Origin of the sequence: Methylotenera versatilis 301, from assembly GCF_000093025.1 — a bacterium.
Taxonomy (GTDB): Bacteria; Pseudomonadota; Gammaproteobacteria; order Burkholderiales; family Methylophilaceae; genus Methylotenera; species Methylotenera versatilis.
The window spans coordinates 3,026,583-3,045,228 of sequence record NC_014207.1 but is presented as its reverse complement, the minus strand read 5'-3'; the positions used below and the strand labels follow the sequence as shown (position 1 = coordinate 3,045,228).

The 18,646-nt window shown below is 43.8% G+C and carries 16 protein-coding genes and 1 tRNA gene; 11 read left to right on the top strand and 6 right to left on the bottom strand.

From position 1 onward, the window contains the following. The first annotated feature begins 16 nt into the window (after positions 1-16). The 6 genes from atpG (at position 17) to M301_RS14000 (ending at position 6,863) form a co-directional block, all read left to right on the top strand. Complete coding sequence (atpG, locus tag M301_RS14025) at positions 17-883, top strand: F0F1 ATP synthase subunit gamma (RefSeq protein WP_013149441.1); 867 nt, start codon at positions 17-19, stop codon at positions 881-883. Positions 884-938: 55 nt separating this feature from the next. After that, a complete protein-coding gene (gene atpD, locus M301_RS14020; RefSeq protein ID WP_013149440.1) occupies positions 939-2,378 on the top strand; it encodes a F0F1 ATP synthase subunit beta in 1,440 nt (479 codons plus the stop codon). A 45-nt stretch (positions 2,379-2,423) separates the two neighbouring features. Further along, entirely contained in the window at positions 2,424-2,849 is a 426-nt protein-coding gene (locus M301_RS14015; protein WP_013149439.1) for a F0F1 ATP synthase subunit epsilon, read from the top strand. Positions 2,850-2,958: 109 nt separating this feature from the next. After that, positions 2,959-4,329, top strand: a complete 1,371-nt coding sequence (gene glmU, locus M301_RS14010) for a bifunctional UDP-N-acetylglucosamine diphosphorylase/glucosamine-1-phosphate N-acetyltransferase GlmU (RefSeq protein WP_013149438.1) — start codon at positions 2,959-2,961, stop codon at positions 4,327-4,329. 32 nt (positions 4,330-4,361) lie between these two features. Then, a complete protein-coding gene (gene glmS, locus M301_RS14005) occupies positions 4,362-6,194 on the top strand; it encodes a glutamine--fructose-6-phosphate transaminase (isomerizing) (protein WP_013149437.1) in 1,833 nt (610 codons plus the stop codon). Between the two features lie 42 nt (positions 6,195-6,236). Continuing rightward, on the top strand, positions 6,237-6,863 hold the full coding sequence (locus M301_RS14000) for an adenylate/guanylate cyclase domain-containing protein (protein ID WP_013149436.1): 627 nt from the start codon (positions 6,237-6,239) through the stop codon (positions 6,861-6,863). A gap of 24 nt (positions 6,864-6,887) precedes the next feature. Here M301_RS14000 and M301_RS13995 read toward each other — a convergent pair whose 3' ends face one another. Then, complete coding sequence (locus M301_RS13995) at positions 6,888-7,433, bottom strand: YaeQ family protein (RefSeq protein WP_013149435.1); 546 nt, start codon at positions 7,431-7,433, stop codon at positions 6,888-6,890. 156 nt (positions 7,434-7,589) lie between these two features. Here M301_RS13995 and ettA point away from each other — a divergent pair, with 156 nt between their 5' ends. Continuing rightward, complete coding sequence (ettA, locus tag M301_RS13990; RefSeq protein ID WP_041359548.1) at positions 7,590-9,254, top strand: energy-dependent translational throttle protein EttA; 1,665 nt, start codon at positions 7,590-7,592, stop codon at positions 9,252-9,254. A gap of 90 nt (positions 9,255-9,344) precedes the next feature. On the opposite strand, the gene M301_RS13985 is transcribed toward ettA, so the two are convergent. The 4 genes from M301_RS13985 to argS all read right to left on the bottom strand — a co-directional run bounded on the left by M301_RS13985 (position 9,345) and on the right by argS (position 13,437). Next, a complete protein-coding gene (locus tag M301_RS13985; protein ID WP_013149433.1) occupies positions 9,345-10,136 on the bottom strand; it encodes an SDR family oxidoreductase in 792 nt (263 codons plus the stop codon). Positions 10,137-10,308: 172 nt separating this feature from the next. Then, positions 10,309-10,953, bottom strand: coding sequence for a thiol:disulfide interchange protein DsbA/DsbL (locus M301_RS13980; protein ID WP_013149432.1), 645 nt, complete (start codon positions 10,951-10,953; stop codon positions 10,309-10,311). Between the two features lie 166 nt (positions 10,954-11,119). After that, entirely contained in the window at positions 11,120-11,755 is a 636-nt protein-coding gene (locus M301_RS13975) for an SPOR domain-containing protein (protein WP_013149431.1), read from the bottom strand. Between the two features lie 26 nt (positions 11,756-11,781). Beyond that, a complete protein-coding gene (gene argS / locus M301_RS13970; RefSeq protein WP_013149430.1) occupies positions 11,782-13,437 on the bottom strand; it encodes an arginine--tRNA ligase in 1,656 nt (551 codons plus the stop codon). 84 nt (positions 13,438-13,521) lie between these two features. Here argS and M301_RS13965 point away from each other — a divergent pair, with 84 nt between their 5' ends. After that, on the top strand, positions 13,522-15,720 hold the full coding sequence (locus M301_RS13965) for a primosomal protein N' (RefSeq protein WP_013149429.1): 2,199 nt from the start codon (positions 13,522-13,524) through the stop codon (positions 15,718-15,720). Between the two features lie 75 nt (positions 15,721-15,795). Here M301_RS13965 and M301_RS13960 read toward each other — a convergent pair whose 3' ends face one another. Continuing rightward, positions 15,796-16,563: an SDR family NAD(P)-dependent oxidoreductase gene (locus M301_RS13960; protein WP_013149428.1), complete on the bottom strand. Its 768-nt coding sequence runs from the start codon at positions 16,561-16,563 to the stop codon at positions 15,796-15,798. A 113-nt stretch (positions 16,564-16,676) separates the two neighbouring features. On the opposite strand from M301_RS13960, the gene M301_RS13955 reads away from it, so the two are divergent. The 3 genes from M301_RS13955 to thiD all read left to right on the top strand — a co-directional run bounded on the left by M301_RS13955 (position 16,677) and on the right by thiD (position 18,630). Beyond that, positions 16,677-17,576, top strand: coding sequence for a LysR family transcriptional regulator (locus M301_RS13955; protein ID WP_013149427.1), 900 nt, complete (start codon positions 16,677-16,679; stop codon positions 17,574-17,576). Between the two features lie 84 nt (positions 17,577-17,660). Continuing rightward, a tRNA-Gly gene (locus tag M301_RS13950) sits at positions 17,661-17,734 on the top strand. Between the two features lie 35 nt (positions 17,735-17,769). Continuing rightward, positions 17,770-18,630, top strand: a complete 861-nt coding sequence (thiD, locus tag M301_RS13945; protein ID WP_013149426.1) for a bifunctional hydroxymethylpyrimidine kinase/phosphomethylpyrimidine kinase — start codon at positions 17,770-17,772, stop codon at positions 18,628-18,630. Positions 18,631-18,646 lie beyond the last annotated feature (16 nt).

Here is an 18,646-nt window from a genome sequence, read left to right as displayed (position 1 = left end):
CTATCTAGGACTAAAAATGGCTGGTAGTAAAGAGATTAGAACCAAGATCAAGAGTGTTGAAAATACACGTAAGATCACAAAAGCGATGGAAATGGTTGCCGCTTCTAAAATGCGTAAAGCGCAAGATAGAATGCGTGCAAGCCGTCCGTATGCTGAGAAAATTCGTAACGTTGCTGCGCATCTTTCATTTGCAAACCCAGAATATAAACACCCATATTTAATCAAACGTGATGTTGTTAAAAACGTCGGTTTGATTGTGGTGAGCTCAGATAAAGGCCTATGTGGCGGTCTAAACACCAACATGCTGCGCCTCTCAGTTAACCAAATGAAAAATTGGGAATCTGAAGGTAAAGCGATTGCAGTAAGTGCAATTGGTAACAAGGGTTTCAGCTTCATGAACCGCGTTGGTGCTAATGTTAAATCGCACATTACTGGTTTAGGCGATGTGCCGCATTTAGAAACGCTAATCGGTACCATTAAAGTGATGTTGGATGCGTATGAAGCTGGCGAAATTGACCAGCTTTATATTAGCTATACCAAGTTCATTAATACCATGAAGCAAGAGCCAGTGATGGAGCAATTGTTACCATTGAGTGGCGAGCAACTAGGTAGTCCTAAAGGTCATTGGGATTACATCTATGAGCCTGAAGCTAAGCCAGTAGTTGATCAATTAATGACACGTTATATCGAATCATTAGTTTATAACGCAGTGGCAGAGAACATGGCTTCTGAGCAATCTTCACGTATGGTGGCAATGAAATCAGCGTCTGACAATGCGAAAGAAGTCATTGGTGATTTGAAACTGGTTTACAACAAAGCACGTCAAGCAGCCATTACCAAAGAGATTTCAGAAATCGTCGGCGGCGCGGCAGCGGTATCATAGTATTTTTAAGAATTAAATTACAATTCAACAGATTAGCTTGAATAGGATATAAAAAATGAGTACAGCGAACGTTAGTGTAAAAATAGGTAAAGTAGTGCAAATCATTGGTGCGGTGGTCGACGTTGAATTTCCACGCGATCAAATGCCTAAAGTGTTTGAAGCGTTGATTATTGACGACGCATCAAGCAATGCTGAAGCAGGCTTAACACTTGAAGTGCAACAGCAATTAGGTGACGGTATTGTGCGTACGATTGCCATGGGTTCTTCAGATGGTCTTGCACGTGGTACATCATTCAAATCAACAGGCGATCAAATTACTGTGCCAGTTGGTGTAGGCACTTTGGGTCGTATTATGGACGTGTTAGGCCGCCCAATTGATGAGGCTGGTCCAATTGATTGTGATGAGCGTCGTGCAATTCACCAAAAAGCGCCAACTTTTGAAGAGTTATCTCCATCAGTTGACTTGTTGGAAACAGGTATCAAGGTAATTGACTTAGTTTGTCCATTTGCTAAAGGCGGTAAAGTTGGTTTGTTCGGTGGTGCTGGTGTAGGTAAAACAGTTAACATGCTTGAACTTATCAACAACATTGCAAAACAACACTCAGGTTTATCAGTGTTTGCAGGTGTGGGTGAGCGTACTCGTGAAGGTAACGACTTCTACCATGAAATGGCAGAAGCTGGTGTTATTAAACTTGACGACATGAAAGAATCAAAAGTAGCGATGGTATTCGGTCAAATGAACGAACCACCAGGCAACCGTTTACGCGTAGCTTTGTCGGGTTTGACTATGGCTGAGAAATTCCGTGACGAAGGTCGTGACGTGTTGTTCTTCGTTGATAATATCTACCGCTACACATTGGCCGGTACTGAAGTATCAGCTTTGTTAGGTCGTATGCCTTCAGCTGTAGGTTACCAACCTACTCTAGCTGATGAAATGGGTCGTTTACAAGAGCGTATTACATCAACCAAAACAGGTTCTATTACTTCTATCCAAGCGGTTTACGTACCTGCCGATGACTTGACTGACCCATCACCAGCGACAACATTCCAGCATTTGGACTCAACAGTTGTGTTGTCACGTGACATTGCATCTTTAGGTATCTACCCAGCGGTTGATCCACTAGATTCAACATCACGTCAATTAGATCCATTGGTAGTTGGTGAAGAGCATTACAACGTTGCACGTTCTGTTCAACAAACATTACAACGTTATAAAGAGCTACGCGACATTATTGCTATTTTGGGTATGGACGAATTGTCACCAGAAGATAAATTAGCTGTTGGCCGTGCTCGTAAAATCCAACGTTTCTTGTCACAACCATTCCACGTAGCTGAAGTGTTTACTGGCGCGCCTGGTAAATACGTTCCACTAAAAGAAACAATCAAAGGCTTTAAAGCGATTGTTGCTGGTGAATACGATCACTTGCCTGAGCAAGCGTTCTACATGGTAGGTGGCATTGAAGAAGCAGTAGAAAAAGCCAAAACTTTAAACTAAGCTGATTTAATACTTAGTAAACTTTAATAAAGTATAGAGAAAAATATGGCAAATACTGTTCATATCGATGTAGTAAGTGCAGAAGCCAGTATATTTGCTGGTGAAGCTGAGTTTGTTGTAGTTCCGGCAAGTACAGGTGAAGTAGGTATATATCCTCACCATGCACCTATGGTAACTACAATCAAACCAGGTTCATTACGTATTAAACTGGCTGACACTGCTGAAGAGACTTTGATTTTTATCTCTGGCGGTCTTTTAGAAGTTCAACCAGGTTTAATTACTGTGTTGGCTGATACTGCAGTGCGTGGTCACGATTTAGACGAAGCTAAAGCAGTTGCGGCAAAAGCTGCTGCTGAAGAAGCAATGAAAAATCGTACTTCAGACATTGATTATGCAAAAGCGCAGGCTGAATTGTCTGAAGCGATTGCACAAATTCAAGCGATTGAGCGACTACGTAAAGTTAATCATTGATGACCAAAATCAATTCGGTGTAACGAAAGTTAACACCAGCAAAAAGGCAGCTTAGGCTGCCTTTTTTGTTATACTTTAGCCATGCGAAAATCACAGAATACTTAAAGGCATGATGGCACTTAATATCATTATTCTTGCAGCGGGTAAAGGCACCCGCATGCATTCCAACACACCTAAAGTTCTACATGAAATTGGCGGCCAATCAATATTGGCGCATGTGATTAATTGTGCCAAAGCACTAAATCCAAGCAAAATTATTGTGGTGTATGGTTATGGCGGCGAATTCGTTCGTGAAGCATTTCCACACGAAAATATTAGTTGGGTAAACCAAGCTGAGCAGCTTGGCACAGGACATGCAGTGCAACAAGCCCTACCCTTTTTAGATGCTGATGCACAATCGTTAGTGATGCTGGGCGATGTGCCTTTGGTTGACGTAGCCGCTTGCAAGACCTTAATTGAACAAGCCAATACCAAGTTAGCGATTCTATCTTTTAATAAAGCAGACCCCGCTGGTTACGGGCGCATTTTACGTGCAGATAATCAAAATGTAACAGCGATTGTAGAACATAAAGATGCAACGGCGGCACAGCGTAATATCGTCGAAGTAAATACAGGTATTATGGCAATGCCAAATAGTCACTTAACAAAATGGCTATCGCAACTAACCAATAACAATGCTCAGGGCGAATATTATCTTACTGATATTGTGGCGCTAGCTGTGCAACAAGGGGTAGAAGTTGTTGCAGAGATTACAGACGATGAATGGTCAGTGACAGGTATTAACTCTAAAACAGATTTAAGTACTATAGAGCGAGTGTATCAAAAGCGCACTGCAGAAAAATTACTGCTGCAAGGTGTTACTTTAAAAGACCCTGCCCGCCTAGATGTGCGCGGTTCGCTAAGCTGTGGCAGAGATGTTGAGATTGATGTTAATTGCGTGTTTGAAGGTAATGTCACTTTAAGTGATAACGTAAAGATCGCAGCCAACTGTGTCATTAAAAACGCCACAATAAAAGCTGGTGTTCAAATCGCACCATTTACACATATTGATGACACCGAGATTGGCGAAAATAGCCGTATTGGACCATTTGCAAGATTGCGCCCTGGCACTAAACTGGCCGCAGATACGCATATTGGTAACTTTGTAGAGCTTAAGAATTCGCAAGTTGATGTTGGTAGCAAGATTAACCATCTAAGTTATGTGGGCGATACAACCGTAGGCAAACAGGTCAATATTGGTGCTGGCACAATAACTTGTAATTACGACGGTGCGAATAAATTTAGAACGGTGATTGAAGATGGTGCGTTCATCGGTTCAGACTCACAATTGGTTGCGCCAGTCACCATAGGAAAGAACGCGACCATTGCCGCAGGTTCAACCATTACTAGAGATGCGCCAGCCGATGCTTTAACATTCTGCCGCGCAAAAGAACAAAAAACGATAGTGGGCTGGAAGCGGCCAGTAAAGATTAAAAAGTAAGATTAAATCAATCAATTGATGAAAGTACATCTATGTGCGGAATTGTAGGCGCAGTTGCAAGTAGAAACGTCGTGTCAACCCTTATAGAAGGTTTAAGCCGCTTGGAATACCGCGGCTACGATTCTGCTGGCGTTGCTGTATTAAGTGGTGGAAACATTGAACGCGTTCGTGCGGTTGGCCGTGTTGCTGCCATGACAGAAAAAGCTTTAGAAGTGAATCTAAGTGGTCAAGTTGGCATCGGCCACACGCGCTGGGCAACACACGGCGGAGTCACAGAAAGCAATGCACATCCACACGTTTCAAAGGGAGAGCTAGCAGTCGTTCATAACGGCATTATCGAAAATCATAATGAACAGCGTGATAAGTTAATGCAACTTGGATATGAGTTTACTTCGCAAACCGATACAGAAGTGATTGCACACCTCATTCACTTTTACCACAATCAAGGTTTAGCCTTGCTATCCGCAACAAAAATGGCGGTAGCTGAACTAACCGGCGCATTTGCAATTAGTGTCATTTCAGTTAAAGAGCCTGAACATATGATTACAGCTCGCCAAGGTTGCCCGTTGTTAATTGGCTTAGGTGAAAATGAAAACTTTATTGCATCTGATGTTTCGGCGGTGCTTTCGGTCACGCGCAAAGTGATTTACCTTGAAGATGGCGATGTCGCTGATATACGTCGAGATGGCGTTACAATTTTTGGAAGTAATGGCAATACCGTAGAGCGTAAAATTCACATGAGTGATGTGTCGCTTGCAAGCATGGAGCTTGGCCCTTATGCACACTTCATGCAAAAAGAAATACACGAACAGCCCAAAGCGCTTACGGATACGATAGAAGCATTAATCGATGATAATCGCTTTTCTCCAGTATTGTTTGGTGACGCGGCTAGTGAAATTTTTAGCCAAGTTGATAGCATACTCATACTTGCCGCAGGCACTAGCTATTATGCAGCGCTTACTGCTAAATACTGGCTAGAGAGTATTGCCAAAATACCTACCAACGTTGAAATCGCGAGTGAATATCGGTATCGCCAATCAGTACCAAACCCACGCCAGCTGATAGTAACAATTTCACAATCAGGTGAAACGCTAGACACCATGGAAGCATTAAAACATGCAAAATCATTAGGTCAGCACTACTCGCTATCTATTTGTAACGTGCAAGAAAGTGCCATTCCAAGAGCCTCAAAATTGGTATTCTACACTCGAGCTGGGGCAGAAATAGGGGTGGCTTCCACTAAAGCTTTCACTACACAATTGGTGGCTTTGTTTACCTTAGCTGCAACATTGGCTAAACAGCGAGGTATGCTCAATGATGCTCAAGAACAAGGTTACCTAACAGCGCTTAGGCAATTAGGTGGTAGCGTGCAGCACGCCCTAAATTTAGAGCCACAAATACGCGAATGGGCAAAAGCATTTGCTGATAAGCATCACGCCTTGTTTTTAGGTCGCGGTATACACTATCCAATTGCCCTTGAAGGTGCGCTTAAGCTTAAAGAGATATCATATATACATGCCGAAGCTTATCCGGCAGGGGAACTTAAACATGGTCCGCTAGCCTTGGTTGATAGTGATATGCCCGTTGTAGTTATTGCGCCAAACGATACTTTACTCGAAAAAGTAAAGTCAAATATGCAAGAAGTAAAAGCTCGAGGTGGTGAGCTGTTTGTTTTTGCCGATGATGATAGTCACTTTGCCGAAAGTGAATGTGTGCATGTCATTCGTACTCCGCGCCATGTTGGCGTGCTCTCACCTATTTTGCATACTATTCCTGTGCAATTATTGGCATATCATGTGGCATTAATTAAGGGCACGGATGTGGATAAGCCTAGAAACTTGGCAAAATCGGTTACAGTAGAATAGTAGATAAGCCAAGAAGTATACGTCTCATTGAGCGGAAACAATATGAGTCACAACTCTAAAACTGTAATGCAGAATTCTGAAAGTCGCTTATACGACTTGATTGCACAAAGGTTATTACCAAATGCTAATAAAGAAGAAATAGATCAGCGTATTTGGGATTTGTTTGGCGAAGAGTGGTGCGTTATGATGACTGATCTGGCGGGCTTTTCTCGCCGAGTGGCTGAGTACGGCATAATTCATTTTTTGCAGACGATTTATGAATCTGAGCGTTTGTTATTACCAGTGATTGAGCAGAATGAAGGCTTCTTGCTTAAAACTGATGGTGACTCTTTTTTAGTGATTTTTCGTCAGCCACAAAAAGCATTGCAATGTGCACTTGTGATGCAGCAGATTTTAATTCCCTACAACGAAGCTAAACTTGAGCAAGAAAGAGTTCACTTATGTGTCGGTTTGGGTTTTGGTAAGATTTTGCGTGTAGGTAATACCGAAGTGTTTGGAGCAGAGGTGAATGCCGCCTGTAAACTGGGTGAAGATGTCGCAAAACAAGGTGAAACTTTGGTGACAGGCGCGTTTCAGCAAGTTTGTGCGGATTTTGCTGGGGTGACTTATCAGAAGCTAGAACATGCACCAGCTGGAGCAAGCGCGGCATACAAAGTGATTTTGACCTAGAAATGCTGACTTGATTAAAGTGCGCTAGTAAGTACTTGGCTCTTTCAAAATCACAGGTGTAATGTCTAAAGTTCCACCGTCATGCCCCACCATGATTTGCCCATCTTGAATGGTGCAGCTGATATTAAAGCCTCGTTCTGCAATATTTGCTAATTCTTTTGTTTCAGGCAAATTAATCACCGTTAAGTTGTTGGTTTTAAGTAAGGCTTTGCTATTTGCCGTCCACCACATATCAGCGACTCTTCCACCGTAAAGCACCACCACTACTTGCTTGGCACGCCCTGCTGCTTTGCGAATATCTTTTTCTGTTGGCAAACCAACATCCATCCATAACTCGATAGCGCCAGTGAGATCTTTTTGCCACAAATCGGGCTCTTCATCATCGCTCAAGCCTTTGCCAAATATCAGCGCTTCATTGGCATACATAGCAAAACCAATCAGCCGCACCATGACGCGCTCATCAGTTTCTGACGGATGTTTGGCAATGGTTAAATTGTGTTGCTGATAATAGTTGCGATCCATATCAGAAACTTGCAGATCGATTTTATAAATTGTGGATTTGATTGCCATTTAAGCGGTGCCTTTTATCGTTGGCACATTATACCTACATTCCCCTCGCCTTATTCACTGGCAATCATTGATGTATAGTAAGTGATAGCGAGCAAGCAGGCGGGCTTTCTGTTAAGCTTTCATTTTTTATATTAGCAAAACAAAAAGGTACTTATTTTGGCTCAATATGTCATGTCTATGCTCCGCGTGAGCAAAATCGTTCCTCCTAAAAAAACCATTATTAAAGATATTTCTTTATCTTTTTTCCCAGGTGCAAAAATTGGTTTGCTGGGTTTAAATGGCTCTGGTAAATCTACTGTGCTGCGCATTATGGCAGGTGTGGACAAAGAGTTTGAGGGCGAAGTGCAATGGCAGCCCAATATGACGATTGGCTACTTGCCGCAGGAGCCGCAACTAGACCCAGAAAAAACTGTACGTGAAGAAGTTGAGTCAGGAATGGGCGAAGTGATGGAGGCACAAGCCAAGCTAGAAGCCGTGTATGCCGCCTATGCAGAACCAGACGCAGATTTTGACAAGCTGGCTGAAGAACAAGCAAAGTGGGAAAACATTATTGCCGCAAGCGGCAGTGACTTAACTACGCAACTAGATATTGCTGCAGATGCACTACGTTTACCTCCATGGGATGCGAAAATCGGCCCATTATCTGGCGGTGAGAAACGTCGTGTGGCTTTATGTAAACTATTGCTGTCTAAGCCAGATATGCTGTTACTAGACGAGCCAACCAACCATTTGGATGCAGAGTCTGTGGAATGGTTAGAACAGTTCTTGGTGCGCTTCCCAGGCACCGTGGTGGCGGTAACGCATGATAGATACTTCCTTGATAACGCTGCGGAATGGATTTTAGAGTTGGATCGTGGCCATGGTATTCCATGGAAAGGCAATTACTCAAGCTGGTTAGATCAAAAGCAAGCACGTTTAGCGTTAGAGGAATCGCAAGAATCTTCACGTCGTAAAGCATTGAATACAGAGTTAGAGTGGGTGCGTCAAAACCCGAAAGCACGCCAAGCGAAGAGTAAATCACGTATTGCACGTTACGAAGAGCTCGCAAGTGCTGAATACCAAAAACGCAACGAAACGCAGGAGATTTTCATCCCAGCTGGTGAGCGTTTAGGCGACCAAGTCATTGAATTCAATGGCGTCAGTAAAGCTTTTAAAGATCGCTTGTTGATTGATAATTTAAGCTTCAGTGTGCCAGCAGGTGCGATAGTCGGCATTATTGGCCCGAACGGTGCGGGTAAATCAACGCTATTTAAAATGATTACAGGTAAAGAAGCACCAGACAGCGGCGAAGTGAATATCGGTCAAACCGTTAAAATGGCTTATGTTGACCAAAGTCGCGACGCCCTGAGCGATGCTAAAACCGTATTCGATGAAATTTCAGGTGGTTCAGATATTCTTACAGTAGGTCGTTACGAAACGCCATCACGTGCTTACATTGGCCGCTTCAACTTTAAAGGCGGCGATCAGCAAAAAATCGTTGGTCAGCTTTCAGGCGGTGAACGTGGCCGCTTGCACTTGGCTAAAACGTTGATTTCAGGCGGCAACGTGTTGCTACTGGATGAACCATCAAACGACTTAGATGTAGAAACATTACGTGCGCTAGAAGATGCGTTATTAGAGTTTGCAGGCTGCGTATTGGTAATTTCACATGATCGCTGGTTCTTAGACCGTATCGCGACACACATACTCGCAGCAGAAGGCGAGTCGCAATGGACGTTCTTTAACGGTAACTATCAGGAGTATGAAGCCGATAAACGCAAACGTTTGGGTGAAGAAGGTGCGAAACCTAAGCGGATTCGCTATAAACCAATTACACGTTAGAACAGTGTTTTACAGATTGTCATTCCGTGCATGACACGGAATCCAGTATCTTTAAAGATGCTAGATATCGATGCTCAAAGGTATGACAAACTAAAGCCAATCCCAATCTAAGCGCTTCTTATGAGGCGCTTTTTTCATGGCAAAATCCCATAGAAATGGTGGTATCAAGCGCATTAATCTTGCTACCCAACCCATTTGCCATGGAATCACACAGAATCTACGTTTGTTTTCAACGGCACTGGCAAACTTATGGGCAAATACATTGGGATCCATTAAAAACGGCATTTTGTATTGATTCACGTCAGTCATTGGTGTGCGAATATAGCCCGGTGCAATGGTGGTGACAGCAATATTGTGTTGCGCCATTTCTACGCGCAGGCTTTCTAAATAACTAATGGCTGCTGCTTTGCTCGCGCTATAGGCGCCTGCGCCTGGCAAGCCACGAATACCCGCGACACTGGCAACGCCGACTAATTGTCCTTGCCCAGCTTGACGCATGGCGGCAATAAATGGTTGAAAGGTATGCACCAATCCCATGACGTTAATATCCATAATCGCTTGAAAAGCGGCGATGTCTTCCACGTGTTCGGTGAGCGTTCCACGGCTTACGCCCGCGCAGGCAATGACGATATCCGGCGTACCATATTGTTGTATAAAGTCTGCTGCGGTTGTGGCTAGCGCTTGATGATTACGCACATCTAGCGGATAAATAGCGCATTTAATTTTGTAGGTTTCTTGTAGCTTAGATTGCAGTTTTTGTAAGTGCTCACTACGTCTGGCCACTAGTCCTATAGTAGTGTCTTTATTTTGAAAGCGTTTAGCATACTCTGTGGCGAGTGCCTCGCCTATGCCGCTGGAAGCGCCAGTGATAAAAACTTTCATGGATGTAGCCTTAGATGATGATAACAATTGAATAACAGAAATATTATAGGCGTAAAAAACCCGTTAATACCAAAAGGCAGTAACGGGCTAATTAGGTTTAAGCTAAAGTCTTATCAGAATCACCGATTAAACATTCTCTTGAAAAAGGACGTTAACCAGTTTGATTCTTCAATTACTTTTTTGCAGGAGCCTTTGCTTTGCTTGCACGAATGTTTCCAACAATAAAATCAACTGTTTTAAGCGCTTGCTCGTTACCACCAGCCATTGTGCTAGAGGTAATGAATTGACCATTGATAATAAAACTAGGTACACCAGTTGCGCCAGAAGCACGGAAGAAGTTAGCCGCTTGGTTCAATTTATTATTCATAGAGAATGACTTAAATGCTGCTTCAACTTTTGCTTTATCTAAGCCACTTTTTTTAGTCATCCAATCAGTAATTGCTGCCTCATTGGTAGGGTCTAACACTTTTTCTTTATGCACAGCATCAAACAAAGCGGTGTGCAATTTATCAGATAATTTCAAATCTTCCATAGCATAGAAAGCTTTAGCCATAGGCGCCCAAGATGGATTAGGCAAACCAGGTACACGTTTGAATGCTACATCTGCTGGTAATTTCTTTACCCATGCATTGAGGATAGGATCCATGTGATAGCAGTGAATACAGCCGTACCAGAATATTTCAGTGACTTCAATTTTACCCGGGTTGTCTGTGTTGATGACTTCTGCTGTTTTATCAAATTCCTGACCCAATTGTGGGTCTGCTGCCAACACATTGAATGAGGTTAACAACATTAATGCGGCCAACAATTTTTTCATCTTTAACTTTCCTTTTAACTTGGTCTAAAATTTAACTATCTAAATTAATGATTAATATTCACTCACATTACTTAAATATTATTTACATACAAACGTGTGACTTTAAATTTGGCTGACAATTCAATCTATAAAAATTGTAGTCAGTATCTAAAATAACTTGTTTACGTTACTGGTTTTCGTTATTTACTTTAATCAAGTCAGCATTAAAGCCGTTACTGATTAAATCTTTTTTGGTTTTGTTGATTTGATCTAAATCGTTCAAAGGTCCTACGCGTACGCGGTGCCAAGTACCTTTATCAGGAATGGTAGCGGTCTGTACTACCGCCTCAAAACCTTGCAAGGCAAGTTTAGCTTTTAGATTATCAGCTTCTTCATCTGTTTGAAAAGCACCCACTTGTAGAAAGTAACTTTTTGGAACAACAGGCTGCTGGTCGTTTGCCTTGATTTTATCTTCTTCTTCTTTGGTCACTTTGCTCTCGCTACCCGGCAAAATTGTGTAAAAATCAAAACGTGTTTTGTCGTCAACGTTTTCATTGTTATCTGCAGCGGCTTGTTTGTCTTTTTCAGCTGCAGCTTTTGCTGCTTCAGCTTTAGTGTCCGCAACAATTTTATCTGCCAATGGCGTTTTAGGTTCTTTCTCGGTTTGTGCGCCGAATGGGCTATCGCCGCCTTTAATAAACATCACCACGCTGAGTGATGCAGCAACACCTAATAAAATGCCGACCAATAGACCCGTTAAAAAAGGGCTGCCTTTGCTGCTGCTTTTTGATCTTTCTGGGCTTGGTTTGTAATCTCTACTCATAATTTTCTAAAGTCCTTACATTTGTACTACATTTTTTCGGGCGCACTTACGCCAAGTAAGCCTAAACCATTTTTTAAGACTTGTTGTGTAGCGCTAATCAAGCTTAAGCGCGCTAGTTTAACGGTTTCATCTTCAATTAAAAACTTATATTCATTGTAATAGCTATGCAAATCACTGGCTAAATCTTTTAAATAATTTGCGATTACGTGCGGCGCTAGCTCGGTCGCGGCATTTGCAACTGTTTCAGGGTAGGAACTTAAACGTTGCATCAGTGCAGTCTCATGCGGATTATTAAGCGGGCTTAAATCTACATCATTTAATTGCGCTGCAACACCACCCCATTGGGCTAACACGCTGCAAATACGGGCATGGGCATACTGAATATAAAACACAGGGTTATCGTTGGTTTGAGCACGAGCTAAATCAATATCAAACACCAATTGTGAGTCTGAACGACGCGCGGCTAAGAAGTAACGTGTTGCGTCACAGCCAACTTCTTCAATTAAATCACGTAGCGTGACATAACTACCTGCACGTTTTGACAGTTTCACTTCTTCGCCACCGCGCATCACAGTGACCATTTGGTGCAATACATAATCAGGCCAACCGCTTGGAATGCCAGCATCTAAAGCCTGCAAACCAGCACGAACGCGAGTAATGGTGCTGTGATGGTCAGCGCCCTGCTCGTTAATTACACGTACAAAACCACGTTTCCATTTTTCTGCATGGTAAGCCACGTCAGGTACGAAGTAAGTGTAACCACCTTCAGATTTGCGCATCACACGGTCTTTGTCATCGCCAAAGTCTGTGGTTTTAAGCCAAAGTGCACCATCTAAATCATAGGTATGACCGCTTTTAATCAGCGCTTGCACGGTTTCTTCAACTTTACCTTCTGAATACAAGGCACTTTCTAGTGAAAATACGTCAAACTTGATTTGAAAGGCCTTTAGATCTAAATCTTGCTCATGGCGCAAATAGGCTACGGCAAAGGTGCGTACGGCATCTTCGTCAGTGATATCGCCATTTGCAGTGACTTGCATGTCATCGGCGGTCACAGTTTCTTTGTTCAGAAACGCGTTGGCGATGTCCATAATATAGTCGCCACGGTAACCATTTTCAGGAAAACTAGCATCGTCCGTTGGAATGCCCTTGCACCGCGCTAATACTGAAATCGTCAGATTGTCGATCTGTGCACCAGCATCGTTATAGTAAAACTCACGTGTCACATCCCAGCCATTGGCATCCAGCAAGCGTGCTAAGCAATCGCCCACCGCTGCACCACGTCCGTGTCCTACATGCAATGGACCGGTTGGGTTAGCTGAAACAAACTCTAGTTGTACTTTCTGACCACTACCGATGTTATTGCGACCATAATTTTCGCCAGCTTTTAAAATATCAGTCACAACAGCTTGCTGTGATTGAGCATTCAAAAAGAAGTTAATAAATCCTGCGCCCGCGATTTCAGTTTTCGCGATATAGTCGCTGGCTGGCAGTGCTTCGATGATTTGGGCAGCGATTGCGCGCGGATTTTGTTTGAGTGGCTTAGCTAAAACCAATGCTAAATTGGTTGCAAAATCACCATGTTCGGCAGATTTTGGGCGCTCAAGTAAAATGGTCGCTTCAAATTCAGGCGCAATAGTTTTTGCGGCTGCGGTCAGTAATTGGGTAAGATGTGTTTTCACAATATTTGCATTACATGCTAAAACCGCTATTTTAACCTACTGTCGCCATTTTTTCTTTAATCAGTTGATTTTCTGAACATAACTTTGCCCAAAACCATCCTAAAAATTGCTTTAGATGTGCCGCTAGACCGCTTATTTGATTATTTGAGCGGTGGGAATGTTGCGCAAATCGGTCAGCGCGTACTCGTGCCATTTGGCCGTAGAAGCCAGATTGGTATTGTGATGGGCTTTGCTGAAACTAGCGAATTTCCGATTGAAAAACTAAAGCCTGTCACGCAGGTATTTGTAGATGAATTGCCAATTAATACTGAAACGTTAAATTTGATTAAGTTTAGCGCGGATTATTACCAATATCCGTTTGGGCAGGCATTGTTATCTGCCCTGCCCTCACGTTTGCGGCAAATCGCGCCAGCCGTTTCGCGCAAGCAGTTTGCCTATCAATTGACTGAGTTTGGGCGTACGCAAAGTGTTGACCAAATTCCTAAACGTCAATTGGTGACGCGCCGAGTGTTTGAGGCTTTGCAAGCATCTGAACTGCTGACAGAGGTCGAGTTAGATGCTATTTCCAGCGGCGCACGTAAAGCTGCAAAGCAGCTGGTGTTGGATGGTTGGGCGAGCAGCAAGCAAGTACAAGCAGGTTTGCGCGTATTAGAACAGCAATCAGCTATTGAGCCAGACTTAAATGAAGAGCAGGCGCATGCGGTTGAGCAAATTGTGCAAAACTCAACCGAATTTAAAGCATGGTTGTTGCATGGCATTACAGGCAGTGGGAAAACCGAAGTATATATTCGTTTGATGCAGCACTTTTTAGCTTCTAAAGACGCGCAAGTATTAGTGCTAGTGCCAGAAATCAACTTAACGCCTCAGTTGGAATCTCGTTTCAGAAGCCGCTTTGCAAATATTCCGCTAGTGAGTTTGCACAGTAATTTAAGCGAGAGTGAACGCTTACATCATTGGCAAATGGCGCAATCAGGCGCGGCTAAAATTGTCATCGGCACAAGACTTTCTATCTTTACGCCGCTGCCTAATTTAAAGCTCATTATTATCGATGAAGAGCACGATGGCTCGTATAAGCAGCAAGATAGTATGCGTTACCATGCGCGCGATATTGCACTGGTGAGAGCCAAGCGTTTGAACATTCCAGTGGTGCTGGGTAGCGCAACGCCTGCGCTGGAAAGTTGGCATAATGCAACTGCAAATAAATACAATTTACTTAGCCTGAACCAGCGTGCGGTTACAGCGGCGCAACTGCCCAATATTGAGTGTATAGATACGACTAAAGTGAACCTGCAACAGGGTTTAACGCCGCAACTGATTACTGCGTTAAAACTAAGGTTAGCGCGCAAAGAGCAAAGCTTGTTGTTTATTAATCGCCGAGGTTATTCGCCTGTTTTGTTGTGTTCAGCTTGCCATTGGATTGCGCCGTGTATGCGTTGCAGCAGCCGCTTGGTAGTGCATTTAGGGCAACGAAAATTGCGCTGCCATCATTGCGGGCATGAGCAAAAAATCCCGTTGCAATGTCCAAGTTGTGGCAATGCAGATTTACACCCAACAGGTCACGGCACACAAAGGCTAGAGCAAACCTTGGCGCAATTGCTGCCAACTGCGCGCATTGCACGAGTAGACCGCGATAGCATCAGCCGCAAGAACGCTTTGGTTGAGATTTTAGACAAAGTACACAATCAAGAAATCGATATTTTGGTGGGCACACAAATGCTCGCTAAAGGGCATGATTTCCCAAACTTGACCTTAGTTGGCGTGATTGATACCGATAGTGCGCTGCATAGCCCAGATTTTCGGGCAAGTGAACGTTTATTTGCGCAACTCATGCAAGTAGCTGGACGCGCAGGTCGGGCAGATAAAGCAGGGCAGGTCATTATTCAAACGCAGTTTCCAGAGCATGTGCTATTTAACGCACTGCGCAGCCAAGATTATGTGAGTTATGCCAACGCCATGTTGCAAGAGCGCGAACAAGTGCAGTTCCCACCGTATGTGTTTATGGCGCTGCTACGTGCGGAAGCGAATGATTTTGCACTTGTGCAACAGTTTTTAAATCATGCATTCAAATTAGTCCGAGATTTAAGCACTGATGTCACTGTATACGACCCAATCCGTCCACAAATGGAACGTCTAAAAGGCATGGAGCGAGGCCATGTATTGATGCAAACTAGCAATAGAGGCGCACTGCAAAAATTGCTTAGAAACTTGGTGAGTCAATTAAGAGGTCAAGCCATCGCAGCTAAAGTGCGATGGGCGATTGATGTTGATCCGCTAGAGTTTTGACTATTTTTTAACGTGCATTAACCCCAGCTTATTGAAATAAGCTGGGGTTAAAGTCACACGATTAAATCAGCATAGCTAAATTAACATTCCACCAGAAACCTCAATGCGTTGCGCATTAACCCAGCGATTATTCTCTGATAGCAATGATGCAATCATCGGGCCAATATCGTCTGCAACGCCCACGCGGCCTAGTGCGGTCTGCGAGGCGATATAAGCGTTAACGTCTTTGTTGTCGCGCACTAAGCCATCACCAAAGTCTGTTTCAATTGCACCTGGCGCTACCGTATTTACGGTGATGTTGCGCGCGCCTAATTCTTTCGCCATAAAGCGTGTCAGCACCTCCACCCCGCCTTTCATCGCGGAATAAGCGATGTAACCAGGGATGGCAAAGCGAGCGAGCCCACTGGAAATATTCACAATGCGACCACCATCATTGATGAGCGGCAATAGTTTTTGGGTGAGAAAAAATACTGATTTGAGATTAAGATTTACCATCTGGTCAAACATCGCTTCGGTCGTTTCGGCAAAAGACGCATAAGCACCGCCGCCTGCATTGTTCACTAAAAAATCAAAGTGGCTTTGTTGCCAGTGTGTTGTAAGGGCTTGCGAAACTTGCTCGGCAAAGTCTGTAAAGTGAGATGCGTTGGTCACATCTAATTTTAGTGCCACGGCTTTGCGCCCCATCGCCACGATTTCCGCTACTACAGCTTCTGCTGAGTCTTTCTGGCTGTGGTATGTCAAAATCACATCCACACCTTGTGCCGCCATCGCCAATGCTGTGTTCTTGCCAAGTCCGCGACTGCCGCCAGTAATCACACCTATTTTTTGAGTTTTCTGAGCCATCATATTTCTCCATGAGTTGTTGAACTAGTCGCTATCTTATTGGTATTCTATAAAGTGATAAATACTCAATAAATGATTATACTGTTCACTTATTATTGACAATTGGCTGTGCTATGGAAAATACAGATGCAATAAAGCGCTTTGTGCGCGTGGCTGAGCTGGGTAGCTTTACCAAAGCGGCAGACGCGCTGGGCTTGCCAAAAGCGAGTGTATCTCTAGCCGTGCAACAATTAGAAAATCGGCTGGGCACACAGCTACTGCATCGCACTACGCGTAAAGTACAGCTGACACCAGATGGTCAGATTTTTTACGAGCGCGGTAAAGATGTGCTGGCAGAGATGGATGAGCTAGATAGCTTGTTTCAAACTGACGATGCCAGCATTCGCGGTCTGATTCGTGTCGATATGTCATACCCAATGGCGCACAATATTGTGATTCCACGTTTACCAGAGTTCTTAAGTCGTTATCCAAACTTACAAGTGGATTTGAGTAGTACCGACCGCCAAGTAGATTTAATTGCAGAAGGTTTTGATTGCGTGATACGCACAGGCAAGTTGCAAGATTCGGGTTTGATTGTGCGAAATCTCGGTGTGTTAACGCAGACCAATTACGCTAGCCCAGCCTATCTCGCGCAGCATGGTGAACCTTTAAGGCTAGAGGATTTAAGTAATCATTGGTTGATTCACTATTGTGTCAATGCCGCTACTAAGTTTGATATGTTTGAGTACTGGGACGGTCAAGCATGCCAGCGCATTTCAATGCCTAGTCGGCTCAGTGTTAATAACGCAGATGGCTATCAAGCAGCTTGTTTGGCTGGTTTAGGGATTATTCAAGCGCCATTGATAGGTGGTGCCAAGCTTGTCGCTGAAGGCAAATTAGTGGAAATACTTAAGAAGTTCGGTGCACCAGCGATGCCTGTATCGCTCGTGTATCCGCACAGACGAAATCTCTCTAAAAGAGTACGAATCTTTATGGATTGGTTAAGTGATTTAGTGCGGCAACATACGCAATAGTACGATGGCTTCACTTTAAGGGTAATCAAAAGTACAATCAAATTGTTAAAGCTGTCAATAAAATGCAGTAAAATAGTGGCTTAGGCGGGTGTAGTTCAGTGGTAGAACGCTAGCTTCCCAAGCTCGATATGCGGGTTCGATTCCCGTCACCCGCTCCATTTAAATTGATGTAATCATTTAGCGCAGAAACATTATGGCCAATCAAGCACCACCTTCAGTATTAACCTTTGCTGGCACAGACCCTAGTGGTGGCGCAGGTTTGCAGGCAGACATTCTCACTTTTGCTAGCATAGGATGCCACCCGCTCTCTGTGGTGACGGCTATTACCGTGCAAGATACGCGTGGTGTTGATGGTGTGCTGGCGATGGATGCAGATTGGGTGAATGACCAAGCAAGGGCGATTTTAGAAGATGTTCAGGTTTCAGCATTTAAGCTTGGTCTGCTAGGCTCAGTTGAAAATATCGCAGTGATTGCCGAAATCATGGCGGATTATCCTGACATTCCGTTGTTGATAGATCCCATCTTAACTTCTGGTCGTGGCGATGATTTAACCAATGATGACATGATGGACGCCATGATTGAGCTGTTGTTTCCACAAGCCACTTTAATTACACCAAATAGCTTAGAAGCGCGTCGATTAGCATTTGCCGATGCGGATGATGAAGTAGCGCTAACTTCACTAGATGAAGCTGCTGCGCGCCTGCTGGAAATGGGCAGTGAGTACGTGCTGATTACTGGCACACATGAACGCAGCTTAGAGGTGACCAACACATTGTATGGTGAAAATAAGCTTATTAAAGCGTACAAATGGGAGCGATTGGCTGGTAGCTATCATGGCTCTGGCTGCACACTTACAAGTGCAATTGCCGCCTGCATGGCGCATGGTTTGAGCATCGAAGAAGCCGTGATGGAAGCGCAAGAATACACATGGCAAACACTTAAAAATGGCTTTAGACCAGGTATGGGGCAATTTATTCCAGACCGCATGTTCTGGGCACGTGACGAAGAAGATGCCGTTGTGAATAGCGGTGATGGCAGTGCTAAAACGCACTAACCTCAGCTAAAGCAAT